Source organism: Methylophaga sp. (assembly GCF_009711715.1).
Classification (GTDB): domain Bacteria; phylum Pseudomonadota; class Gammaproteobacteria; order Nitrosococcales; family Methylophagaceae; genus Methylophaga.
Map to the genome: position 1 here is coordinate 207,238 of NZ_VENF01000001.1, position 24,373 is coordinate 231,610.

Genomic DNA, 24,373 nt, shown 5'->3' on the forward strand with positions numbered 1-24,373 from the left:
GACAACATCAGTTCCAGTTGATGCTCGTTTCAAGGTAGAGGCAATGAAGAAAAATTTACCCATAACTGACAACGAAGTTACATTCGAAGAAGAACTCATTTCCACCACTGATCTGAAAGGTGCAATCACGGGATTCAATGCCGCGTTTGAAAAAGTCAGTGGTTTCCCTGGCGATGAAATGCTCGGAAAAAACCACAATCTTATCCGTCACCCGGATATGCCACCGGCGGCATTTGAAGACTTGTGGAATACCATCAAGACCAAAAATCACTGGATGGGTATCGTTAAAAACCGTAGTAAAAACGGTGGTTATTACTGGGTTGATGCCTATATAACACCGATTTTTAACGGTCAGCAAATCGTTGGCTATGAATCGGTCCGTGTTAGACCCAAAGCGGAATACGTTAAGCGGGCACAAACGCTTTACCAGCAAATCAACGCCGGCAAAAAGCCCCGGCTTGGCAGTATCTTCAATCGCTTCGGACTGAAGCATAAAAGTGCGTTAAGCATGAGTGTTGTACTCATGCTGAGCATGATTACCAGCCAACTGGATATCGTTGAGGCATTACCGTTTTTCTTACCCATCATCATTCCGTTGCTGGTTGGTGCAGCATCCTATGGCCTGTTGAACAAATGGGTATTTTCCAGCCTGGACCAGGCATTGAAAGAAGCCCGCAAGGAAGTCGATAATCCGTTGATGGCCATGGTTTATACCGGTAATAATGATGAAATTGGTCAATTGACGCTGGTGAACAAACTGACGCAGGCCAAACTAAACACGGTGCTGGTCAGACTGAGGGATACGGCTTCAAAAATCGACGCGGAAGCGCAGGATACCTTCAGCTCGCAACAGTCCATCATGGAGTCGATCCAGTCACAGGCTTCACAAACCGACCAGGTGGCTACGGCCATGACGGAGATGAGCTCAAGCATTCAGGAAGTCTCGAATAATGCCAGCAGAGCAGCGTCAACGGCATCAGAAGTTGATGACCTGACTAAAGCCAGTGAGCGCAAATCCTCAACGGCGGTCAGTAGTCTTGGTTCGCTGGATGCCGCTTTCAGTGATATCAACAGCATCATTAGTGAACTGGAAGACGACTCCAGTGCCATTAATCCCATTGTCGGTGTTATCAGTGATATTGCCGAACAGACTAATCTGCTGGCGCTGAACGCGGCCATCGAGGCAGCACGGGCAGGAGAGTATGGCCGGGGGTTTGCTGTGGTGGCGGATGAAGTCCGCTCGCTCGCAAGCCGCACTCAGCAATCGACACAAGAGATTTCCAAGCTTATCCAGAAGCTGGATCAGGCAGTCAATAAGGTGGTTTCCGGCATGAAAAAGACACAGGAAACTGCCTCATCAAGCCGCGAAGACATTTCCGCGTCGATTACCTCCGTAACCAGTATCAAGGACAAGGTGCAAGAGCTGAATGATCTTAATACGCTGATAGCGACTGCGGTTGAGGAGCAGAGTGCAGTCAGTGAAGATATTAACCGTAATGTGGTGCAGATCAGTACTGACGCCGAAAGCGTGGTTTCCAACGCCAACCTGGTCAATACCAATGCGGAAAATCTGGCGGAAGAATCATCCGCCTTACTCAATATGATCCGACGTTTCAGTCAGTAATAAAAAAACGGCATTGAGGCAAGTTACTCGCCGCAATGCCGTTTTGTCAGTCAGTGCTGTATGTTTGGTTAACAGTTGCCTTTTTTAGCTTGTCCCGGCGGGCAGAAATGGCCACCATGATGATCATCAATATAAATTTCACCGTGATGACGATCATGACGGTGACCATCTTCATCAGTATTGACTGCAACACCTGCGGCTGCACCGACAGCACCGCCAATCATGGCACCGTCCTTACCGCCAACTTCATTACCTACAGCCGCACCGATGGCACCACCTATGCCGCCTCCGACTGCCGCATCCAGCGTGGATGAGTCATCAGCCAGAATCGGTACTGAAAATAAACCAAAACTTATTAAAATCATCATGAGCTTCATACGAAGTACTTCCACGTTAATGCTTCGTAATATGACAGTTTTTGACAACTAAGTCTGTGATGCTTTTCTGATGTTATGAAAACAGGAACGGCCAATTAGGGAAGTCTTCCATGTTCAAATTTCAGGCACAAAAAAAGCAGTTATCGCTATGCGAATAACTGCTTAATTGTATTTACTTTTTGGCGCGCCCGGGAGGATTCGAACCTCCGACCGCCTGGTTCGTAGCCAGGTACTCTATCCAGCTGAGCTACGGGCGCTAAAGCCGTTTATTATACTAACATTCACTGATGTCCGCAATAATAATTCTGGCGGAGAGCGAGGGATTCGAACCCTCGATAGGGGTTAACCTATACGCCCTTAGCAGGGGCGCGCCTTCAGCCACTCGGCCAGCTCTCCATCAAAGCGGCACAGTATAACAGATGTAATTTATTTGGCTAGTGATAACGTGAAATTAACCGGCATTCGGGTGATCTTTTTCCTGCTGGATGCGATCATAGATTTCTTCACGATGCACAGAGACATCTTTAGGTGCGTCAACACCGATTCTGACTTGGTTGCCTTTGACACCAAGCACATTAACGACAACATCATCACCGATGATGAGGGATTCGCCGACACGACGTGTGAGTATTAACATGATTTTTTCCCCTTTACTCTCAAAAGCAGGCCGAGGTCACCAGGAGAAAACTTGAATTCTTCCATGCAGTAAGGCCTCGTGCCTTGTCCTGTTTAATAAATATTTCCATGTCACAGAGATCTTAAGCGTCTCTTTTAGTGTGGACTGTGACATAGTCGTAACTACTCCACAATCCTGTGTCATTTTATCAGGAAGTTATGTTGTTCGCGAGATAAATGTAACAGTTTAGTGACAAAAATCAGGCAGCTGGATCCTGTTCCAGATTGAAAGCCTTATGCAAAGCACGAACACCTAATTCCAGGTATTTTTCATTGACTACCACGGAAATTTTGATTTCAGAAGTCGAAATCATTTCGATATTAATGTTTTCATCTGCCAGTGCAGAAAACATACTACTCGCAATTCCGGCGTGTGAACGCATGCCGACACCGACGACGGATATCTTGGCAATATGATCATCGCCATTGACTTCACGCGCACCGAGTTTTTCTGCAGTTTTCTCCAGAATCTTCAGTGCCGACTTGTAATCATTGCGGTGGACAGTGAAAGTAAAGTCAGTAGTTGAATCATGGCCGGTGTTCTGGATGATCATATCGACTTCGATATTCTGTGCCGCGACCGGGCCCAGAATTTGCGAGGCGATGCCGGGGTGATCAGGCACACCCAGCACGGTGATTTTTGCTTCATCCCGGTTAAACGCGATACCTGAAATAAGAGCTTGTTCCATTGATGGGTCCTCTGCAGCGATCAGTGTGCCACCACCTTCTGTAAAAGAAGAGAGCACACGAAGCGGAACATTATATTTACTGGCAAATTCGACTGAGCGAATCTGCAATACCTTGGCACCTAAGCTGGCCATTTCCAGCATTTCTTCAAAGGTGATGTGATCGAGGCGACGGGCTTCAGGCACGACGCGCGGGTCAGTGGTATAAACGCCATCGACATCAGTATAGATCTGGCATTCGTCGGCTTTTAAGGCGGCTGCCAGTGCGACTGCCGTAGTATCACTGCCGCCGCGACCCAGCGTGGTGATATTGCCGTCTTCATCACAGCCCTGAAAACCGGCGACGACGACGACTTTGCCCTGTTTCAGATCAGTGCGAATTTTGTCATCGTCAATCTCGGTAATGCGTGCCTTGTTGTGGGCGTTATCGGTTAGGATACGTACCTGACTGCCGGTATAGGACACAGCCGGCATGCCCATCTGCTGCAGCGTCATGCTGAGCAGCGCGATGGTAACCTGTTCGCCGGTCGATAGTAATACATCCAGTTCGCGGCCGCGCGGGTCTTCATTTAACTGTTTGGCTAAATCAATCAGCCGGTTGGTTTCACCGCTCATGGCTGAGACCACAACAACCATATCGTGACCCTGGTTGCGGTAATCGATAACTTTTTTGGCGACTTCTTTGATGCGCTCCACTGAGCCTACGGACGTCCCGCCGTATTTCTGTACGATAAGTGACATGCTTAGTTTTCCAGCTTAGATCCGACCCAGTCTGAGACAGAGGCCAAAGCCGCTGCCAAGTTCTGAGGCTCATTACCGCCGCCCTGTGCCATATCCGGACGACCGCCACCTTTACCACCGACCTGACTGGCTACATGCCCGACCAGATCGCCGGCGCGGATTTTATCGGTAATGTCCTTGGTTACGCCAGCAATAATTGTGATTTTTTCATCCTTGACCGAAGTCAGAACGATAGCAGCACTGCCCAGCTTGTTTTTAAGCTGATCGACTGCTTCACGCAGCGCTTTACCGTCGGCGCCTTCGAGCGTCGAGGCGAGCACCTTGATGCCGTTAATGTCCTTGGCATCATTCGCCAGATCATCACCGGCACTGCTGGCCAGTTTGGCTTTCAGGCTTTCCAGTTCTTTTTCCAGTTCGCGGTTGCGCTGGACCAGGGCCGTGGCTTTGTCCTGCACATTTTCCGGCTTGGCTTTAAGCAGCTCGGAGACCTGCTTCAATGTATTGACAGTGGTGTCAACATAATCCAGCGCAGTCTCACCGGTCACTGCTTCAATCCGACGCACACCGGAGGCAATACCGGCTTCTGCCGTAATCTTGAACAGACCGATATCCCCCGTGTTGCTGACATGGGTGCCACCACAGAGCTCGATTGAGAAATCGCTCATGCTCAGCACGCGCACTTTTTCATCATATTTTTCACCGAACAGTGCCATCGCGCCGCTTTGCTTGGCTTCTTCCAGCGCCATCAGTCTGGTCTCAACCGGGTGATTGAGACGGATCTGCTGATTGACCATGCGTTCGATTTCATGCAGCTGAGCATCCGTCAGCGGTTCAAAGTGAGAGAAATCAAAGCGCAGCCGGTGCGGGTCAACCAAAGAGCCTTTTTGTGTGACATGGTCACCCAGCACTTTACGCAGCGCGGCATGCAGAAGATGTGTAGCGGAATGATTCAGCGCTGTGGCCCGGCGGTTGTTTTCATCAATTTGCGCGGTGACTTTCTGTCCCACCTGGAATCGACCATGCTCACAGCGGCCGATATGGGTAAAGGCTTTGCCTTGCTTGCGGGTGTCGGTCACAGTAAAGCTGGCGGTGTCAGTGGTGATTTCACCATGATCGCCGACCTGACCACCGGATTCGGCATAGAAGGGCGTATTGTCGAGGACCAGAATGCCTTCCTGTCCTTCGGCCAGGCTGTCGACATGTTCACCATTCAGAATAATGTCAGTAATGGTGCCGTCTTCCTGGCTATGTTCATAGCCGCAGAATTCAGTCTCACTGTCGATATTAACCTGTTCGGTCATGCCACCGCCGAACTGGCTGGCACTGCGGGCACGTGAGCGTTGTTCTTCCATCGCACGTTCAAAACCGGCGATGTCGATAGTCAGGCCCCGTTCGCGGGCGATATCGGCGGTAAGGTCAATCGGGAAACCATAGGTATCGTAGAGGAGAAAAACGGTTTCACCCGGAATTTCCTTGTCGGCCATTTCTTCAATCGCCTGGTCCAGAATACGCAGACCGTTATCGAGCGTATCGGCAAAGCGGTTTTCTTCCTGCAGCAGCGCTTTTTCAACCAGCGGCTGTGCCTGGGTCAATTCCGGGAAAGCGTCGCCCATTTCGTCAACGAGTGGCTGTACCAGTTTGTAGAAAAAGGCGTCTTTGAGACCCAGTTTGTGACCATGACGAATGGCGCGACGGATAATGCGGCGCAAAACATAACCCCGGCCTTCATTGGAAGGATGGACACCATCGGCAATCATAAACGAGCACGAGCGGATGTGGTCAGCAATGACACGCAGTGAAAAATTGCTGCTGTCTTGTGTACCGGACAAGGCCTGAATCGCTTTGATGAGGTGCTGGAACAGGTCGATATCGTAATTGTTGTGGACGTTTTGCAGAACGGCAGCCAGACGCTCCAGCCCCATGCCGGTATCGACAGAAGGCTTTGGCAGCGGTGTCAGGGTGCCGTCTGCACTGCGGTTGTATTGCATGAAGACGAGATTCCAGATCTCGATATAGCGGTCGCCGTCCTCTTCCGGTGTGCCCGGTGGGCCACCAGCAACGTCCGGGCCGTGGTCATAGAAAATCTCGGAGCAGGGGCCGCAGGGGCCGGTATCCCCCATGGACCAGAAATTATCTTTGGCACCAATACGGGAGAAACGCTCGGAAGAAATACCGATTTCCTTGAGCCAGATATCGGCAGCCTCATCATCTTCTTCAAACACGGTAACCCAGAGTTTTTCCGGCGGCAGTCCCAGCGTGTCGGTCAGAAATTCCCAGGCGTATTGAATGGCTTCACGCTTGAAATAGTCACCGAAGCTGAAGTTGCCCAACATTTCAAAGAAGGTATGGTGACGGGCAGTGTAACCGACGTTTTCCAGGTCATTGTGCTTGCCCCCGGCACGCACGCAACGCTGGGTGGTCACTGCACGAGTGTAGGCGCGAGTTTCTTGCCCCAGAAAGGTTTCCTTGAACTGCACCATGCCTGCATTGGTAAATAACAGGGTAGGGTCATTGGCAGGTACCAGCGGACTGCTGGGAACCACCTGATGTCCCTTGCCGGCAAAGAAGTCGAGGAACAATTTGCGTATATCAGCGCTACTTTTCATCGTCGGTTACGTTAAAACTTTCCGTTATTTCATCATGAGTAAAACCGCGGTACTGTAAAAACCGTTGCTGTTTGGCCCGGTCTTTAAAGTCTTCAGGGTCATGCTCGCCAAAGCGTTTGCTTCTGACCTCGGCAGCCAGTGCAAACCAGTCAATTTCTGCCTGTTGCAGGCTGTCCGTGATTATGTCGGAGGCCACGCCACGTTCTTTTAATTCCATCCGAATCCGGACACTGCCATAACCGCGATTAATGCGGGAATTGACAAAGCTCTCAGCATATCGCCGATCACTTTGCAGCCCGGCCTGCTGCAGCTTGGCCAGGCTGTCTTCTATTTCAAACTCGTCGAAGCCGGATTTTTTCAGCTTGCGGCTCAGTTCCAGTGCACTATGTTCGCGGCGGGCCAGATAGCTCACTGCCTGTTCACTGGCGGTTTTTTTCACGCCTCGAGATCGTCCTCGACAGCATCGTTTTCAGCGGCTTTCACTTTTTTTTGAGGGAGCAGCAGTTCACGCACTTTCGCCTCAATTTCAGCTGCCATCTCCGGATTTTCTTTCAAGAAGGTGCGGACATTATCTTTGCCCTGGCCGATGCGATTACCGTTATAGCTGTACCAGGCACCGGATTTCTCGACGAGATTCGCCTGAACGCCCATATCAATCAGTTCGCCTTCGCGCGAAATACCCTGACCGTAGAGAATATCGAATTCAACCTGCTTGAACGGCGGCGCCACTTTATTTTTGACGACTTTAACACGGGTTTCATTACCCAGAATTTCATCTCCTTTCTTGATGGCGCCGATACGACGGATATCAAGACGAACAGAGGAGTAAAATTTAAGCGCGTTACCGCCGGTAGTGGTTTCGGGGTTACCGAACATAACACCAATTTTCATCCGGATCTGGTTGATGAAGATGACCAGCGTGTTAGAGCGTTTGATATTGGCGGTCAGTTTACGCAGTGCCTGTGACATCAGCCGTGCCTGCAGACCCATATGACTATCGCCCATTTCGCCTTCGATTTCCGCCTTCGGGGTTAAAGCGGCGACCGAGTCAACGACGACAATATCTACTGCACCAGAGCGAACCAGCATGTCGGTGATTTCCAGCGCCTGTTCACCGGTGTCGGGCTGAGAGACCAGCAGGTCGTCAATATTGACGCCCAGTTTTTCAGCGTAATCCGGGTCCAGTGCGTGCTCGGCATCAACGAAGGCCGCTGTGCCACCGAGTTTCTGCATCTCAGCAATTGCATGCAGCGTCAGTGTGGTCTTACCGGATGATTCAGGACCATAGATTTCGACAACACGACCACGCGGCAAGCCACCGATACCGAGGGCAATATCCAGGCCCAGGGAACCCGTTGAGACAGAAGCAACATCGCGGGCAGCGCCGGCGTCACCAAGGCGCATAACGGCCCCTTTACCGAATTGCTTTTCAATCTGTCCCAGCGCTGCGCCCAGCGCTTTCTTTCTGTTGTCATCCATTTTGCGCCACCCCTGAGTTAATTAACTAAAACCCATGGATTATCCCATAGATATCACTCAGGCTCTAGAGGCTGGAAGGGCTTTTAACAGGTCAGAGAGAATTACTCAAAAAATCAACTGTCTGCAGCCATTTTTATTAGCCCGGCCAGTGCTGCGAACACAGCCTGTCTGCGTATTGATTCGCGATCACCGCTGAACTGGTAGCAGATGCTGTGGACGCCGCCGTCTCGGCTGCCCCAGCCAACCCAAACGGTGCCAACCGGCTTTTGCGCAGAACCACCACCCGGTCCGGCAATGCCGGTAATGGCGATACTGAAATCGGCGCGTGAAAATTTCAACGCGCCGAAAGCCATTTCTTCAACCACCGGTAAGCTGACTGCACCATTTTTTTCCAGCGTTGCCGCTTCCACACCCAGTTGGTCTTGTTTGGCTTCATTACTATAAGTGACAAAGCCGCGGTCAAACCAGACCGAGCTGCCGGCCAGATCAGTACAGCATTTCGCGACCCAGCCGCCAGTGCAGGATTCGGCAGTGGCCAGCATTTTGCCTTGCTGAATCAGGCATTCAGCGACTTGTTCAACCTGTTCATTGAGTGAAGCGTCAGAAATTTTTTTCATGATATAAACTATGCCGATGACTCAATCTCAAAATCATACACCGATGATGCAGCAGTATCTGCGTATCAAGGCGGAACACCCTGATTATTTGTTGTTTTATCGCATGGGTGACTTTTACGAGCTGTTCTTCGACGATGCGCACAAAGCTGCAGAACTGCTTGATATTACCCTCACAGCCCGTGGTAACAGCAACGGTGCACCGATTCCGATGGCCGGTGTGCCGTACCATGCTGCAGACAGTTATCTTTCAAGGCTCATCAAGCTGGGTGAGTCAGTGGCGATTTGCGAACAGGTCGGTGATCCTGCCAAGAGCAAGGGGCCGGTTGAAAGAAAAGTGGTCCGGGTTTTAACGCCGGGCACACTGACTGAAGAAGCGCTGCTCGACAGCCGTAATGAGAATCTGCTGGTTGCGGTGAGCGAATACAAAGGCCGCTTTGGTCTGGCCTCGGCGGAAATAAGTAGTGGCCGCTTTATTGTCACGGAAATTGAATCGGCCACTGATTTACGCGCGGAGCTGGCACGATTACAACCGGCCGAACTGTTGATCTGTGATACCGATGTCGCTGCCTACCCGCAGTTTGAAAAACGCCTGCGGCCTTTACCGGACTGGCATTTTGAACAAAAAGCTGCACGCAGGCGGCTTTGCGAGCATTTCAAGGTGTCGGACTTGAAAGGTTTTGGCTGTGATGATCTGGAACTGGCTGTCAGCGCCGCGGGGTGCCTGTTGAATTATGCCCAGCAGACGCATCGCACTGCCTTGCCGCATTTGCGTCAGATCATGGTGGAGTATGCCAGTGACAGTATCCGGCTGGATCCGCAGTCGCGACGTAATCTGGAACTGGAACAGAACCTGGCAGGCCGGCGAGAGAACACGCTGATTTCAGTGCTGGACAGAACCGCAAGCCCGATGGGCGCGCGTTTGTTGAGACGCTGGCTGATGCGGCCGATTCGTGATACCCGGATTTTGAAACAACGTCAGGAAGGCATTCAGCAGTTTATCGATCAGCAGAGTGCGGCAACATGCCATCAGCTGATGCGTCAGCTTGGTGATATTGAGCGGATTTTGTCCCGTGTTGCACTGCGTAGTGCCCGACCGCGGGATTTGATGCACTTGCGGCGGATGCTTGAGATGCTGCCGGAAATGCATGCCATGTTAAAACCGATGACCAGTCTGCATCTGCGTCATCTGGATCGCACTTTGGGCCACTTCAGCGAGCTTAAGCAATTACTGCAGAATGCGATCCTGGATGAGCCGCCGGTATTAATCCGTGACGGCGGTGTGATCAGACCCGGTTATAACGACGAACTGGACCGGCTTCGCGATCTGCACCATAACGCCAGCGGTTTTCTCGATGTGGTGGAAAAGAAAGAACGCGAACGCACTGGTGTCAGTAGTCTCAAGGTCGGCTACAACCGAGTGCACGGCTACTATATTGAACTCAGCCGCGCTCATGATATAGAAGTGCCGACGGAGTATGTGCGCCGGCAGACCCTGAAGAATGCAGAACGCTATATCACGCCGGAACTGAAAAGCTTTGAAGAGCAGGTTTTAAGCGCCAATGAAAAAGCGCTGGCGCTGGAAAAATCCCTTTATGAGGAATTGTTCGACAAGCTGGCCCCGGAATTACCAGCCCTGGAGCAATCTGCTGCTGCACTGGCTGAGCTGGATGTGCTGGCTAACCTGGCGGAACGCGCCGAAACCCTGGACTACGTGGCTCCCTCATTTACCGATGAAACAGGCATTGACATTGAGGCCGGACGCCATCCGGTGGTAGAGACCAGTCAGTCTGTCCCATTCTGTGCCAATGATCTGAAGCTGACTGACAAGCAGCCCATGCTGATCATTACCGGTCCCAATATGGGGGGCAAGTCGACTTATATGCGCCAGACTGCACTGATTGTGCTGATGGCGCACATGGGTAGTTATGTACCGGCGAACAGGGCGCTTATTGGTCCGGTTGACCAGGTCTTTACCCGCATCGGGGCATCCGATGATCTGGCATCCGGACGTTCTACATTCATGGTGGAAATGAATGAAGCCGCCAATATTCTGAACAATGCCAGTAAGCACAGTCTGGTGCTGATGGATGAGATTGGACGTGGTACCAGCACCTTTGATGGCCTTGCTTTAGCCTGGTCCTGCGCTGAAAAGCTGATTCGTGATATCGGTGCCTACACGCTGTTTGCGACCCACTATTTCGAAATGACGCAGTTGCCTGATTTGTTTGAACAGGCGCGCAATGTCCATCTCGATGCGATTGAGCATGGCGATAAAATTGTGTTTCTGCATCAGCTGAAAGAGGGAGCCGCCAACCAGAGTTACGGCTTACAGGTAGCGCAACTGGCCGGGGTGCCGGGCGATGTGATCTCTGCAGCCAGAGTAAAACTGCAACAGCTGGAACAGCATCGCTACCAGGGCGAAGCGCGCAGGAATCTGCCACAGCCGGATTTGTTTACCAGCGATAGCGCGGAATCAGAACTGGAGAAACGCCTGCAGCAGATTGATCCTGATGATTTGAGCCCGAAGCAGGCGCTGGAATTAATCTATGAACTCAGGAAGCTGTCGAAAGCGGATTGCTGATGGTGTGGTTCAGCACCGTCCGCAGGTGACCCTAATCAGCGTCATCTGCGGATATCGCTGTCCTCAGTGCAAGTGTTGCTTTTTGGCATTCATAAATTCGCCCAGTTTTTCGGGGCGGGGTGGCATCTGCACATGAAAACCCTGGGTTTCCAGGTTGTTAATGACCGTCGATACATCTTCCCGCGCCAGGGGGCGCTCCGGACTTAACTCCAGTTCCATCACAAAAAGCGGCTCTTTACCCATCGAATCGTAGAGCGATTGCGGTATGTCAGAAAAATCGTCTTTTTTGGCAATGTAAAGATACAGCTCGTCTTTCTTGGTACTTTTATAGATATAGGTTTTCATCTTGCTTGATGTACTAAATAATCAGGAAATCGGCGGATGGTAAATGATTTGCACCACGGTGCCGGCCGGGTCAAAACAATAGAAACTGCGGGCGCCATCACGGTGAGTACGCGGTGCATTTCGCATTTTAACGCCTTTTGACTGCAGATACTCAAACCAAAGGTCGACTTCATCCATAGTCGGGATAATAAAACCGATATGATCCAGTTTCTGCTGTTCCTGTGGTGCTGGCGTTACTTCAGCCCGGTGCAATGCCAGGTTGTCATTGCCCGAAGTCAGGTAGACATTGTCTTCATCCGGTCGCCACTCGACTTTCATGCCCAGGTAATCCACATAAAACTGCTCACAGGCAGGGAGATCTGTCACAAACAGGGCAATATGACGCATGCCACCGGTTTTGCCGGGTCGTTCCATTACGCTTCTCCAAATACTTGCTGACAGCATTGCTGCCAGATTTCTGAACCAAATTGGTGTTCAATGACCAGCGGCAGGGCAACGGAACCGCAATGCAGTAATTTGTCATGAAAGACTTTCAGTTCCTCGCCATCAGCAGGTTTGACGATATTACGCAACGCGTTAATGAGCGCCCAGCCCACGGCATAGCTCATCGGCACGGTCGGTGCCTGACTGTACCAGTTACATTCACCAATGGCCTGGGCTTTGCTGAAACCGAGTTTGTCGACCATTTCCTCAGCGGCCTGCTCCAGGCTCCACTCGCCGGTATGCAGATTGACATCAATGATAATCCGCAGGGCCCGCCAGAGCCGGTCTCTGAGCATGACGATCTTCTGGCCGCGGTAGCGGTCAAATCCCTGTTCCAGCATCATTTGCTCGCAGTACAGTGCCCAGCCTTCGTAGAGCGTCGCGCAGGGGAAAAGCCTTCGCAGCAAACCAGACCCCTGGTCAGACTGATTAGCGGTTACGAACTGCAGGTGATGACCCGGCCAGGCCTCATGCACACTGGTCTGAGCGATGGCCGCAAAATTATGCTCCCTGAGTTCAGCATCACGACTGACCGGTGTCACGTAATAGAATGCACTCTGGCTGAGGTCGGCAATGCTGGGCTCGAGATAGGCCGCAAAGGGAATCTGATGACGTAAAAAGACCGGCGTGTCGACGACATTTAGGTGTTGCCTGCCGGGGAGGGTAACCAGAGCATGTTGTTTTAAAAACTCCCTGGCGGCCTGCATTTCCTGTTGGTAGCTTTCAAGCAGCTGGCTCGATGTTGGATGATATTCACGCACCTGTTCCAGTGTCAGGCCGGAATCAGTCTCCGCCTTAAGCAATTCAGCGCGGGTTTGTTCAAACAGCTTTTCACCGAACTGCCTGAGACGGAGGGCACTGACCGGGAGAAAATGGCGGTAATGCAGCAGGCGTTCAAAATGCTCACGGCCACATGCAAAATCACCCTGCACACGACCATTAAGGCGAGTAAGTGAGTGATGCAGATCTTCCATCGCTTTGCCGGCTTCCTGCAGCGCGGTATCAATAGCTTCATGCTGTAACAGGGCTTTCTGTACGCGGGGGTGATCAGAGAGTTCATGGCAGAACTGCACACCCGCCTCACATTCCTGCGTTGCCATTTGTAACCAGACCGGTGGAATAATTTCTGGCCGGAGATTGAGATAGGTTTTGGCTTCGCGGACACGGCCGGGAATTTTCTGCAGCCGCGACAGTAAGGCCTGACTGAAGCTTTCCAGCGGTCTGATTGTCAGTTGATGCAGGGCATCAATGGGCAGAAAACGAGTCGGGTCGCGATAGCGCCAGTCATGTTCCATCATCATGTGATGTTCCAGCAGCGCCCAACCATGTAAAACACGGAAATTGAGCAGCCGGTCGGGATCCAGCGACGTGGCGTCAATTTCATCCAGTGCTGCCAGACATTTTTCATTGAGCACCAGTTGAATGCCCTGGCTGGCATCGTCGCAGGGTGTCAGTTCACCGGCATAGTCTTCAACACCGGCGTCCAGCGCTGTTTCCGGATTAAATCGACACCAACTGGCGAGATAGCTTTCCTGTATACGGTCAAATGTCTGACTGTTATCAGTCGACATCAATGATCTCGTAGTCATGGGTAATGGTGGCGGTTTTGGCCAGCATCAGGGTGGCTGAACAGTATTTCTCTGTAGACATTTTAATAGCACGCTCCACAAAATTCGGTTTGACGTCTTTGCCGGTGATTTTGTAGTGAACATGAATGTTGGTATAAACCTTGGGGACTTCCTCACTGCGTTCACCATCGACTTCAACCACACAGTCTCTGACATCCTGACGTGATTTTTTCAGAATTTCCACCACATCAAACGCCGTGCACCCCCCCATGCCGAGCAGCAGCAGTTCCATCGGGCGCATGCCGGTGCCATGACCGCCGGCTTCTTCCGGACCGTCCATCACAACAGTGTGGCCGGTACCTGACTCGCCCAGAAACATGACATCCTCAACCCATTTCACTCGTGCTTTCATTAAAATGTTTCCCAAAGTTGATAAATAACTTTAATTTTGCCATATTTGTGAAATCGAAAACGAATTATAACCGTTTGCGGCTGTATACTTCTCCCGAGTTATTAATTGGAATATTGGATGGAATATCACAAACACAAAGCACTCGAAGAAGGTCTGGCCGACTTCTTTCACAGCTGCCACAGTAAATTTTATCCTGCAAAAAACATCATTATCCGCCCCGGTGACCCTGCGGATACCCTCTATTACATCCGTGAGGGCTCTGTCACCGTCTGCATGGAAAATGAAGAAGGAGAAGAACTGATTGTGGCTTATCTCAATCAGGGTGATTTCATCGGTGAAATCGGCTTCTTTTCCGAGGTCGGCGACAGAATGGTGACCATTCGTGCCAAGACCGATGTCAGGACAGAAGAGATTTCTTATCAGCAGATTCGTAATCTTGCTGATACTCAACTCAGTAGTTGTTATGCCTTTTTGCTCTACACCCTGGGTGAGCAAATGGCCAAGCGATTACTATCCACAACCCGCAAAGCCACTGACCTGGCATTTCTTGATGTGGCCGGACGGGTCGAAGCTGCGCTGGCTGAACTGTCAGCTCAGCCAGATGCTATTCGTCATCCCCACGGTACACAGATCAAAGTCACGCGTCAGGAAATCAGCCGTATGGTCGGCTGTTCCCGCGAAATGGTCGGTCGCGTATTAAAAGAGCTGCAGGAAGGTAGCAAAGTGTGGGCCCACGGCAAAACCGTGATTGTCTATGATGAACTGCACCGCGGTACCACACCGGTCATCAAGAAGCTCTAAATTTCAAAAGCGTATTAGAAAAACAGCTTTTCGAGCTGTTGCCCCGGGTCGTCTGCGCGCATAAATGCTTCACCGACCAGGAAGCCATTCACATCGTTGTCTCGCATCAGCTTGACATCATCGGGCGTGTGAATGCCGCTTTCGGTCACTACAATATGACCTTCGGGGATGCGCGGGAGTAAAGCGAGGGTAGTATCCAGTGAGGTTTCAAATGTCCGCAGATTGCGGTTATTGATACCAATCAGTGGCACATTCAATACCAGTGCGCGCTCCAGCTCATCCAGGTCATGTACTTCAACCAGTACGTCCATACCCAGTTGCAATGCAAGCTGGCTCAGATTTTCCAGCTGGTTGTCATTGAGCGCAGAAACGATCAGCAGAATACAGTCAGCGTTGATGGCGCGGGCTTCAAAGACCTGGTAGGGGTCGATAATGAAATCCTTGCGAATGACTGGCAGTGAACAGGCTTTGCGTGCCTGTTGCAAATACTCCTCATGGCCCTGGAAAAAGTCTCGATCGGTCAGTACCGACAGGCAGGTCGCACCATGACGTGCATAGCTTTCCGCAATTTCAGCGGGCTTGAAATCTTCACGCAGCAGGCCTTTGCTGGGTGAGGCTTTCTTGATCTCAGCAATCACGCCTGGCTGACCATCTGCAATGTTGCGTGACATCGCTTCAGTAAAGCCACGCGGTTCATCAGCATGCTCAGCCAGTTGCTGCATTATTGCCAGAGGAATCTTCTTGCCGCGTTCAGCAACTTCTTCCTGCTTGCGTTCAAGTATCTTGACCAGAATGTCGGGGGTATTTTCACTCATAATTATCTTCTAGCTTCTGCTGCTGACAATCAGCGCGTTCAGTTTCTGTGAGGCTGCACCAGAATCGATGGCTGCTGCGGCTAGCTCGACACCCTGTTCCAGGCTGTCGGTAATATCAGCGGCATAAATGGCCGCGCCGGCATTCAGTACAACAATATCTCTGGCCGGGCCCGTTTCACCATTAAACACAGCCTTGATAATGTCCAGACTGTCATTGGCATTTTTGACTGACAGGCTTTTTACATCGCTGCGGCTCATGCCGAAGTCTTCCGGCTTGATAATGTAACTGTGGATTTCGTTATTTTTAAGTTCGGCCACATGGGTCTCAGCGCCAATGCTGATTTCATCGAGGCCATCTTCGGCATGCACAACCAGGACATGTTGACTGCCCAGCTTTTGCAATACTTCGGCCATGGGCACGACCCATTTCTTATCAAACACGCCCAGGACCTGATGCGATGCCCGGGCAGGGTTGGTCAACGGGCCGAGCAGGTTGAACACAGTGCGCACGCCCATTTCGCGGCGAGGGCCAATGGCATGTTTCATGGCACCATGATGCTTCTGTGCGAACATAAAACCGACGCCTACCGTTTCGATGCAATGCTTGACCTGTTCCGGTGTGAGCTCCAGGTTCACACCGGCCGCTTCCAGCACATCGGCACTGCCGGAACTGCTGCTGATAGAGCGGTTACCGTGCTTGGCCACCCGGGCGCCGGCTGCTGCTACGACAAAGGCACTGGCGGTGGACACATTAAATGTGCTGGCTCCATCCCCACCGGTGCCACAGGTATCCACCACATGATCACCCTGAATATCGACAGGGGTGGCCAGCGAGCGCATGACCTCGGCTGCAGCCGCAATTTCAGTGACCGTCTCACCTTTCATACTCAGACCAATCAGGAATCCCCCGATCTGAGCCGGTGTCGCCTGACCTGTCATGATTTGATTCATCACATCCCGCATTTGCTCTGCGCTCAGATCCTGACGCTGGGTGATGAGTTTTAAAGCGGCTTGAATATCCATGCACTGATGTCCTATCGATCCAGGAAGTTTTTCAGTAGTTCGTGACCCTGTTCGGTCAGGATCGATTCGGGGTGGAACTGCACACCTTCAATGGGCAGGGTTTTGTGTTCGATACCCATGATTTCATCCATTTCACCATCTTCAGTTTCAGTCCAGGCGGTGATATTGAAACAGTCCGGCAGCGTCTCTTTTTTAATGACCAGGGAGTGATAACGGGTCGCTTCCAGCGGATTATTAAGGCCGCGGAACACACTGCTATTGTTGTGATAGACCTTGGATGTTTTACCATGCATGATTTCGCGGGCGTGAACCACGTCACCACCAAAAACCTGACCAATGGCCTGATGGCCGAGACAAACACCCAGTATAGGTTTTTTACCGGCAAAGTGCTTGATGACAGCCATTGAAATACCCGCCTCATTGGGTGTGCAGGGGCCCGGCGAGAGCACGATTTTATCCGGGTTCAGTGCCTCAATATCTTCAATGGTAATTTTGTCATTGCGGTGTACGACGACTTCCTGACCTAATTCAGCAAAGTACTGCACTAGGTTGTAGGTAAAAGAGTCGTAGTTATCGATCATTAACAGCATAAGTGTGTCCCGGCTTAGCGCTCAGCATGCGGATCGGCTTCAAGGCCGGCTTCCGCCATGGCAACAGCACGGAAGATAGCTCTTGCCTTGTTCATGGTTTCTTTCCATTCCAGTTCAGGAATCGAATCATAGACGATACCGGCCCCGGCCTGAATATGCAGCGTGTTATCTTTAATCACGGCCGTGCGGATGGCAATCGCCGTATCCATATTGCCGGACCAGGACAAATAACCGACCGCACCGGCGTAGACGCCGCGTTTGACCGGTTCGAATTCATCAATGATTTCCATGGCCCGAACCTTGGGCGCACCACTGACAGTGCCGGCCGGGAAAGTGGCGCGCAGGGCGTCGATGGCTGACATGCCCTCCAGTACCTTGCCGGTCACATTAGACACGATGTGCATCACGTGTGAGTAGCGTTCGATAACCATTTTGTCTGTCAGTTCAACCGTACCGGTCTGGCTGACACGGCCAATGTCATTCCTGCCCAGATCAATCAGCATCAGATGCTCGGCCAGTTCTTTCGGATCGGCGAGCAGTTCCTGTTCCAGCGCAATATCTTCCTCTTCGGTCTTGCCGCGACGGCGGGTACCGGCTATCGGTCTGACCGTGACTTCCTGATCTTCCATCCGTACCAGAATTTCCGGTGATGAACCGACGACATGGAAGTCTTTGAGGTTCAGATAGTACATATACGGTGATGGATTCAGCGTACGCAAAGCGCGGTACATATCAACCGGCTGGGCCGCGAATGGTATCGACAGACGCTGTGACAGCACCACCTGCATAATGTCACCGTCATTGATGTACTGCTTGGCTTTTTCTACAGCAGCAATGAAGCCATCGTGGGTAAAGCCGGAAACAAAGTCTTCTTCGTTAACCCGGCGTCTTTCCCCTTTGCGCTGAAACTTGGGCGTGGTGTTACGCAGCGTCAGAATCAAATCATCAAGGCGAGTCTGAGCGCGTTCATAAGCTTTATCCTGTGACGGATCGGCATGAACGATCAGGTAAAGACGGCCACTGAGGTTATCGAACACGACCAGTTCATCCGAGACCATCAGCATGATATCCGGGCACGCCAGTGGATCGGGGGCAGGAGAATCGCCCAGCCGGGTTTCCACATAACGAACCGTGTCGTAGCCAAAATAGCCGACCAGACCACCGTTAAACTTGGGCAGATGGCCAATATCCGGTACTTTGAAGCGTTGCTGGAACTGTTCAACCCAGCTCAGCGGATCGTCGCTTTTATCGGTTTCGATAATCTCGCCCTGATGCTCAACGCTGATATCAAAGCCGTGAATACGGACAACCGTTTCACAGGGCAGGCCGATAATCGAATAACGTCCCCATTTCTCACCACCCTGAACGGATTCGAATAAATAAGAGTAGGGCGCATCGGCCAGTTTAAGGTAAGTACTGAGCGGCGTATCAAGATCAGCCAGTACTTCCCGTGCCAGCGGGATGCGGTTGTAGCCTTCAGCGGCCAGTTGTTCGAATTCTGCCTGTTTCATCGCTTCTTTCTAAAATAAGCCTTCCAGCTCTGCAAAACTATCTATCACGGCATCCGGTCCGGTGCTGCGAATATCGACACCGTGATTGTAGCCGTAGCTCATACAAACAATTCTGAATCCGGCAGCGCGGGCAGCTTTGACATCGCTGATGGAGTCGCCAATCATCAGTGCTTTGTCGGTGCTGACTCCGAAAAATTCCGCGCCATAAAGCAGCGGTGCCGGATGAGGTTTTTTCTGCGGCAGACTGTCGCCGCTTATCACCACATCAAAAAAATACCGAATTCCCAGAGAGTCGAGAATCGGCAGGGTGAATGCTTCATCTTTATTAGTGACACAGCCCATTTTGATTTGCTGGGACTGCAGCCACCGGAGACCGGTCATAACATCGGGATAGAGATGACTGAGCCGGCAACTGTTATCTTTATACAGTGACATGAATAGCGGCGCAGCTTTGGCATACAGCGTCGCGTCAGGTTCGTCATCCATATCACCGGTAAGGGCACGCTTTATCAGTTTTTCAACGCCATTGCCCACCCATTGTCTGACTTCGCTTTCTGTGCAGGCCGGATAGTTCAGCGTTTCAAGCATGCGGGCCGCACACCAGGCCAGATCCGGCACGCTGTCTACCAGCGTGCCGTCCAGATCGATCAGCACGATCTCGGGTTTGTTTAAGCCCATTAAGGTAATTAAACGTTGGCTTTGGCCAGTTCCTCACGCATTTCCGCGATAATGCTTTCGTATTTGTTCGGATCGCTGTCTTTGGCAGCACCGAAGACGGCGGAACCGGCAACAAAGGTGCGGGCACCGGCTTCAGCAATTTCACGAATGTTTTTGACGTTAACACCGCCATCAATTTCCAGATCGATGTCATAGCCGCTTTCGTCGATCATCTTGCGGGCCTGGCGCAGCTTATCCAGCGTGTGCGGGATGAATTTCTGGCCACCGAAACCGGGGTTCACGGACATAAGCAGGATACGGTCGACTTTGTCCAGCACGTGTTCGGCCAGCGTCAGCGGTGTTGCCGGATTGAATACCAGACCGGTTTTACAGCCTTCGGCTTTGACCAGTTGCAGACTCCGGTCGATATGTTCTGAGGCTTCCGGGTGGAAAGTGATGAATGTCGCGCCGGCTTTGGCAAAGTCGGGAATGATACGGTCAACCGGCTTAACCATGAGATGCACGTCGATTTCATGAGCAACGCCGTGTTTACGCAGTGCGTCACAGACCAGGGGACCAATGGTCAGGTTGGGCACGTAGTGATTGTCCATGACGTCGAAGTGAACAATGTCCGCACCGGAGGCCAGTACGTTGTCGACTTCTTCACCCAGGCGGGCAAAGTCGGCAGACAGAATAGATGGAGCAATTTTAAATTCAGCCATGTTGTTCTCTCTTAAAACTTTAGGTTTAGAAATGCTGTATAAACCCTATACTTTACCGTATCAGGTCTCATTTTTCAGCTTTTGAAAAGATTCTGCAGTGATTATACTGAGCTGTGCGTTATTAACAGGATGGAGCGTAGTTTGCGAAACGTTTTAAAAAGCGGTCTTCTGGCGCTGGTGATGCTATTCAGCCAGCCTTTGGCGGCCGCTGACGATAATGCGGAAACAACGCAGACCGACTGGTCAGTTTTGCGTCAGAGCGGCGAGATTAACGGCTATCTGACGCTGCCGGTCGGCGATAGCATGATTGATGCAACGCTGATACCGGATCGCCTGGGACAATCTTACGGTAAAGTGTTGATTCTCCATGACAGTAACGACGGCATAGACAGCCCCGGGCTGATTAAGACGCTGCGACTGGGCTTGCCTGACTCGGGCTGGACAACGATGACTGTTGCCTTGTCCTATTCTCAGGACCCCGGTATCTATCTTGCCACGAGCCCGGCATCGGCTGCGCAACCGACCCTGGCTGCCAGTGAGGCGATGCCAAGCCCCCCGGAAGAAAATATCGTTACGGAAGCTGACACAGGCAGTGACAAACAATTGCCTCCGGATAATGCCGCTCGGGTCAGTGCGGCGCTGGCTTATCTGAATGCCCAGCAACCCGGCACCACCGTGATTCTCGCTGTGGGCGAAGCAGCAAAGCTGGCAGATGCGCTGGCGGCACAACTCGGCGAGCAGCGCGGCCTTATCTGGATTCGTCCCGATGTTGCGCTTGATACTTTGCCTGCCATTATGCCCATACTTGATATCGCACCGACGGTGCCCGGTCGGATGAACGAAAAGGCTACAGGGCGACGTGTTTTTATGCAGCAGCAACAACAGGCCGCCAATTATGCTCAGCGGTTGATAAGCGGCGCCGGCTATCGGTTTTACGGCTTTGAACAGCGGGTATTGAGTTATGTTCGTGGCTGGCTGGCAGCACAGTTTGTGCCTGAGGCCGACAGTTGATGCGTATTTATGGCGACGGCACGCTGGTACATCAGGCCCAGACTGATGAAGGTATCATTGAAGTGGTCGATAGTGGTGACAGCCGTTCGCTGCATTTCGGCACATTCCCCCGTCAGAGCAGTATGCGTTTCAGCGATCCTACCTACCTGGAGCTGAGCTATACACAGGCGATGATGGGCTGCCTGTTACTGAATCCTTCTCCACAGCGGGTTTTAGTTATCGGTCTGGGTGGTGGCTCCGTAGTCAAGTTTCTGCTCCATCATTTCCCGCAATGCCGGATTGATGTGGTGGAATATCGCCGTGATGTGATTGAAGTCGCCGCGCGTTATTTCGATGTGCCCCTGACGGATCCTCGGCTCAACATCATGCAGGGGGATGGCTATCTGCACGTCAGTCAGCTGTTTTATGAGACTGATCTGAGCTACGACCTGTTACTGGTTGATGCCTATGATCACAACGGTATGGCGGCCAGTGTCGGGGTACAGGCCTTTTTTGATGCCTGTGCAGGGATTATGAGCTCAGACGGGGTGATGAGTATCAACCTCTGGGGAAGTGACCGCTCGACATTCAATACCACCATGCAGCGGATTAACCAGAGCTTCGCCGGTCGATCAATGCTTCTGCCGGTGGAAAACAAGGGTAACGTGATTGCCCTCGCAACTCAATTTGAAGTGAGTCATCGGGATCTCAAACTGTTGCGGGGCAAAGTTGATGAGCAGGAAATGCGTTACCGGATAAATCTGCCCAAGGCGCTGCAGAATCTGATCCGGCAGAACCGTAATTTCATCAGCCGACTGTTTGCCTGATGTCAGATCCGATCTTTCTTCATCTGGGCCTGCTGCTGGTGACGGGCCTGCTGTTCAGTCTGCTGGCCGCGCGTTTCAATCTGCCCAGGATTGCCGTCTATGCATTGGCAGGGCTCATCTGGTCGCAGGATTTACTGGGCGGGGTTTTCAATCTGCAACTGGGCAACTGGTCCGGGATGCTGACCCAGACGGCGCTGGCGCTGATTGCTTATTTGATCGGTGGCTCGGTGACAGCAAGACAGCTCAAAAGACTCGGTAATACCATTGTGTTTTGCACCGCTGGTGAAGTGCTGGGCGCAGCGATTATGGTTTTTGTCGCTGTCTGGCTTTTTCTGTCAGGGCAAGCACAGGCATTGCTGGTTGCAGCTGCACTGTCGGTGTTGGCCGCCAGCACGGCACCGGCGGCAACCGTGGCAGTAATACATGAGTATCGTAGCCGGGGGCCACTGACTACCTCACTGTTAGGCGTAGTCGCACTTGATGATGCGGTCGGCATTATTCTGTTTTCACTGTTGCTGGTTGTCACTACCGGCATTAGTTTTACCGGTGCAATGTCGGTGGCAGCCGTGGAAGTCGGTGGTGCTTTGCTTTTAGGTGCCGTTATGGGCTGGGCGCTGGCGTTTTTCGGCAATCGCGTTCGCAACCCCCATTTCTTTCTGCCGATGGTGTTGAGTGCCATTTTACTATCGCAGGGGCTGGCACAGATCTGGCATTGCTCGCCGCTGCTCACAGCTATGACCCTTGGGTTTGTCGGTCGCGCTACATACAAGTCCGGTGGCGAGCGATTACTGGCGCCGGTTGAGTATCTGGAGGAACTGGTTTTCTTGGTTTTTTTCACGCTGGCTGGCGCGCATTTCAATTTGAATGTGCTGCTGGGCGGGGCTGAACTGGTGGTGATTTACGTGTTAGCCAGGGTTGTTGGCAAAATTGCCGGTACCAATCTGATGGCACGCTTTACCGATGCACCGCCTGCAGTGAGACGTTATATCGGACTTGGTGTTGTTCCGCAGGCGGGCATTGCCATTGGTCTTGCGTTGTCATTGCTCAATCATCCTGCCTTTGCTGACACGGGGCTGTTGATCGTCAATGTGATTCTCGCCAGCACCTTGATTTATGAACTGCTGGGTCCATTTGCTACCCGCTATGCCCTTCGGCAGGCCGGAGAAATAAGTGAGGAGGGCAGGTATGACTGAACGCATTATTACACTGAGTGTGACGGAGTGGCTGCAGAAACATCCTGCCATGCTGGTGTCGGTTTCACCCGACACAGACATACTGGACATTGTCAGAGCCATGCTCGCCCATGAGTCGCGCGATGCCTATGTGATTGAAAATGGCCGTGTGCGGGGACACCTCAGCTTTAACAAACTGGTCAATCACTTGTTCAGTCACGACCGTCCGGTGCATTCTCACAGGCAGTTATTTGCCCGCGTTTCTGCGGCCACAGCCGAAGAGTTAATGGATCCGCACTTTGCCTATTGCCGTGAAGATGAACAAATCAATCAGATTTTGCACAGACAGTTGCAGTGTGACGTCAGTGATTTGGTAGTATTAGCAACGGATAACACCCCAATCGGGGTCATTAAACTGACTGAAGTAGTGCGGGAAAGTCTTCAATGAAAAAATTGTCAGTCTCTGCTTTGTTAATGCTGTCTTTGCTTGCCTGGCAGTTGCCGGCTTCGGCTACCGGTGATTATCAGCTGCTGATCAAACGTTCAGAACAGCGCCTGATTGTGCAAAAAGACGGAAAACCGGTACGCACCTTCCATGTGGCGCTCGGCAGCGGCGGAAGAAGTGGCAAGCTCCAGGCCGGCGATCGTAAGACCCCGCTGGGCGAATATCACATCGTTCAGGTTCGCGACAGTGACCGTTTCCATCTTTTTATTCAGCTCGACTATCCCAGTGTCCGTGATGCGATTAACGCGCTTAAAGCTGACCGGATAAGCAAAGCGGAATATCGCAAGATCCTTGACGCCCATATCTTCGGTCAGCTGCCACCCCAGAATACCTCTCTGGGCGGTGCCATCGGCATTCATGGCATTGGTGAAGAAACCAAAGATAAATTGGAAATCCATCAACTGGCAAACTGGACCCAGGGTTGTATCGCACTTCGTAACAACGAAGTCGAACAATTGACCCGCTATATCGATAAAGGCACGACCGTCACCATCACTGACTGAGCTGTCGTTAAATCCCTGCTTCAGGTGTCTGAATTTGGTAGAATAATGCCAATTTCTGTTCGA

General features: G+C 51.8%; 25 protein-coding genes and 2 tRNA genes. 8 read left to right on the top strand and 19 right to left on the bottom strand.

The window, feature by feature from the left end; all coding sequences use genetic code 11:
* Positions 1-43: 43 nt before the first annotated feature.
* Positions 44-1,624 carry a PAS domain-containing methyl-accepting chemotaxis protein gene (locus tag FH755_RS00970; RefSeq protein ID WP_292437787.1) on the top strand — a complete coding sequence of 527 codons (1,581 nt, stop codon included), beginning with the start codon at positions 44-46 and terminating at the stop codon, positions 1,622-1,624.
* 68 nt (positions 1,625-1,692) lie between these two features.
* Here the strand turns inward: FH755_RS00970 and FH755_RS00975 are convergent, their stop codons facing one another.
* From FH755_RS00975 to FH755_RS01015, 9 genes are all read right to left on the bottom strand, one after another.
* A complete protein-coding gene (locus FH755_RS00975; protein ID WP_292437789.1) occupies positions 1,693-1,992 on the bottom strand; it encodes a glycine zipper domain-containing protein in 300 nt (99 codons plus the stop codon).
* A 189-nt stretch (positions 1,993-2,181) separates the two neighbouring features.
* Positions 2,182-2,258, bottom strand: a tRNA-Arg gene (locus FH755_RS00980).
* 49 nt (positions 2,259-2,307) lie between these two features.
* Positions 2,308-2,397 (bottom strand) — tRNA-Ser (locus FH755_RS00985).
* A 55-nt stretch (positions 2,398-2,452) separates the two neighbouring features.
* Complete coding sequence (gene csrA / locus FH755_RS00990; RefSeq protein WP_266235118.1) at positions 2,453-2,638, bottom strand: carbon storage regulator CsrA; 186 nt, start codon at positions 2,636-2,638, stop codon at positions 2,453-2,455.
* Between the two features lie 238 nt (positions 2,639-2,876).
* A complete protein-coding gene (locus tag FH755_RS00995) occupies positions 2,877-4,103 on the bottom strand; it encodes an aspartate kinase (RefSeq protein WP_292437794.1) in 1,227 nt (408 codons plus the stop codon).
* 2 nt (positions 4,104-4,105) lie between these two features.
* Positions 4,106-6,709 carry an alanine--tRNA ligase gene (alaS, locus tag FH755_RS01000; RefSeq protein ID WP_292437796.1) on the bottom strand — a complete coding sequence of 868 codons (2,604 nt, stop codon included), beginning with the start codon at positions 6,707-6,709 and terminating at the stop codon, positions 4,106-4,108.
* Positions 6,699-7,148, bottom strand: a complete 450-nt coding sequence (gene recX / locus FH755_RS01005) for a recombination regulator RecX (protein WP_292437798.1) — start codon at positions 7,146-7,148, stop codon at positions 6,699-6,701. The genes alaS and recX overlap by 11 nt, the downstream gene beginning before the upstream one ends.
* Positions 7,145-8,188 carry a recombinase RecA gene (recA, locus tag FH755_RS01010; protein WP_292437800.1) on the bottom strand — a complete coding sequence of 348 codons (1,044 nt, stop codon included), beginning with the start codon at positions 8,186-8,188 and terminating at the stop codon, positions 7,145-7,147. Before recA ends, recX begins: the two co-directional genes overlap by 4 nt.
* 113 nt (positions 8,189-8,301) lie before the next feature.
* Positions 8,302-8,805 (bottom strand): nicotinamide-nucleotide amidohydrolase family protein, encoded by a 504-nt coding sequence (locus FH755_RS01015; protein ID WP_292437802.1) that lies wholly within the window; start codon positions 8,803-8,805, stop codon positions 8,302-8,304.
* Between the two features lie 16 nt (positions 8,806-8,821).
* Between FH755_RS01015 and mutS the strand changes: the two genes are divergently transcribed.
* Positions 8,822-11,386, top strand: coding sequence for a DNA mismatch repair protein MutS (gene mutS / locus FH755_RS01020; RefSeq protein ID WP_292437804.1), 2,565 nt, complete (start codon positions 8,822-8,824; stop codon positions 11,384-11,386).
* A gap of 63 nt (positions 11,387-11,449) precedes the next feature.
* On the opposite strand, the gene FH755_RS01025 is transcribed toward mutS, so the two are convergent.
* From FH755_RS01025 to FH755_RS01040, 4 genes are read right to left on the bottom strand one after another with little or no spacing between them, the layout of a single operon-like run.
* Entirely contained in the window at positions 11,450-11,731 is a 282-nt protein-coding gene (locus tag FH755_RS01025) for a YcgL domain-containing protein (RefSeq protein WP_292437806.1), read from the bottom strand.
* A 21-nt stretch (positions 11,732-11,752) separates the two neighbouring features.
* Positions 11,753-12,145, bottom strand: coding sequence for a VOC family protein (locus FH755_RS01030; protein ID WP_292437808.1), 393 nt, complete (start codon positions 12,143-12,145; stop codon positions 11,753-11,755).
* Entirely contained in the window at positions 12,145-13,785 is a 1,641-nt protein-coding gene (locus FH755_RS01035) for a DUF885 domain-containing protein (protein WP_292437809.1), read from the bottom strand. Before FH755_RS01035 ends, FH755_RS01030 begins: the two co-directional genes overlap by 1 nt.
* Entirely contained in the window at positions 13,775-14,194 is a 420-nt protein-coding gene (locus FH755_RS01040; protein ID WP_292437811.1) for an OsmC family protein, read from the bottom strand. The genes FH755_RS01035 and FH755_RS01040 overlap by 11 nt, the downstream gene beginning before the upstream one ends.
* 117 nt (positions 14,195-14,311) lie before the next feature.
* Between FH755_RS01040 and crp the strand changes: the two genes are divergently transcribed.
* A complete protein-coding gene (crp, locus tag FH755_RS01045; RefSeq protein ID WP_292437813.1) occupies positions 14,312-14,995 on the top strand; it encodes a cAMP-activated global transcriptional regulator CRP in 684 nt (227 codons plus the stop codon).
* A 14-nt stretch (positions 14,996-15,009) separates the two neighbouring features.
* Here the strand turns inward: crp and trpC are convergent, their stop codons facing one another.
* The 6 genes from trpC to rpe are packed head-to-tail and all read right to left on the bottom strand — an operon-like array spanning position 15,010 to position 20,313.
* A complete protein-coding gene (trpC, locus tag FH755_RS01050) occupies positions 15,010-15,810 on the bottom strand; it encodes an indole-3-glycerol phosphate synthase TrpC (protein WP_292437815.1) in 801 nt (266 codons plus the stop codon).
* A 9-nt stretch (positions 15,811-15,819) separates the two neighbouring features.
* On the bottom strand, positions 15,820-16,833 hold the full coding sequence (trpD, locus tag FH755_RS01055) for an anthranilate phosphoribosyltransferase (RefSeq protein ID WP_292437817.1): 1,014 nt from the start codon (positions 16,831-16,833) through the stop codon (positions 15,820-15,822).
* 11 nt (positions 16,834-16,844) lie between these two features.
* The gene (locus FH755_RS01060) at positions 16,845-17,423 is read right to left on the bottom strand and encodes an aminodeoxychorismate/anthranilate synthase component II (RefSeq protein WP_292437819.1); all 579 of its coding nucleotides are present in this window, start codon (positions 17,421-17,423) and stop codon (positions 16,845-16,847) included.
* Positions 17,424-17,437: 14 nt separating this feature from the next.
* Positions 17,438-18,934 (bottom strand): anthranilate synthase component I, encoded by a 1,497-nt coding sequence (gene trpE / locus FH755_RS01065; protein WP_292437821.1) that lies wholly within the window; start codon positions 18,932-18,934, stop codon positions 17,438-17,440.
* Positions 18,935-18,943: 9 nt separating this feature from the next.
* The gene (locus FH755_RS01070) at positions 18,944-19,612 is read right to left on the bottom strand and encodes a phosphoglycolate phosphatase (RefSeq protein ID WP_292437823.1); all 669 of its coding nucleotides are present in this window, start codon (positions 19,610-19,612) and stop codon (positions 18,944-18,946) included.
* An 8-nt stretch (positions 19,613-19,620) separates the two neighbouring features.
* The gene (gene rpe / locus FH755_RS01075) at positions 19,621-20,313 is read right to left on the bottom strand and encodes a ribulose-phosphate 3-epimerase (RefSeq protein ID WP_292437825.1); all 693 of its coding nucleotides are present in this window, start codon (positions 20,311-20,313) and stop codon (positions 19,621-19,623) included.
* A gap of 141 nt (positions 20,314-20,454) precedes the next feature.
* Here rpe and FH755_RS01080 point away from each other — a divergent pair, with 141 nt between their 5' ends.
* The 5 genes from FH755_RS01080 to FH755_RS01100 are packed head-to-tail and all read left to right on the top strand — an operon-like array spanning position 20,455 to position 24,310.
* Positions 20,455-21,324 (top strand): DUF3530 family protein, encoded by an 870-nt coding sequence (locus tag FH755_RS01080; protein WP_292437827.1) that lies wholly within the window; start codon positions 20,455-20,457, stop codon positions 21,322-21,324.
* Positions 21,324-22,130 carry a spermidine synthase gene (locus tag FH755_RS01085; protein WP_292437829.1) on the top strand — a complete coding sequence of 269 codons (807 nt, stop codon included), beginning with the start codon at positions 21,324-21,326 and terminating at the stop codon, positions 22,128-22,130. The genes FH755_RS01080 and FH755_RS01085 overlap by 1 nt, the downstream gene beginning before the upstream one ends.
* Positions 22,130-23,323, top strand: coding sequence for a cation:proton antiporter (locus FH755_RS01090; protein WP_292437831.1), 1,194 nt, complete (start codon positions 22,130-22,132; stop codon positions 23,321-23,323). The genes FH755_RS01085 and FH755_RS01090 overlap by 1 nt, the downstream gene beginning before the upstream one ends.
* Positions 23,316-23,750: a CBS domain-containing protein gene (locus FH755_RS01095; protein ID WP_292437833.1), complete on the top strand. Its 435-nt coding sequence runs from the start codon at positions 23,316-23,318 to the stop codon at positions 23,748-23,750. Before FH755_RS01090 ends, FH755_RS01095 begins: the two co-directional genes overlap by 8 nt.
* The gene (locus FH755_RS01100; protein ID WP_292437835.1) at positions 23,747-24,310 is read left to right on the top strand and encodes a L,D-transpeptidase; all 564 of its coding nucleotides are present in this window, start codon (positions 23,747-23,749) and stop codon (positions 24,308-24,310) included. The genes FH755_RS01095 and FH755_RS01100 overlap by 4 nt, the downstream gene beginning before the upstream one ends.
* Positions 24,311-24,373: the final 63 nt, after the last annotated feature.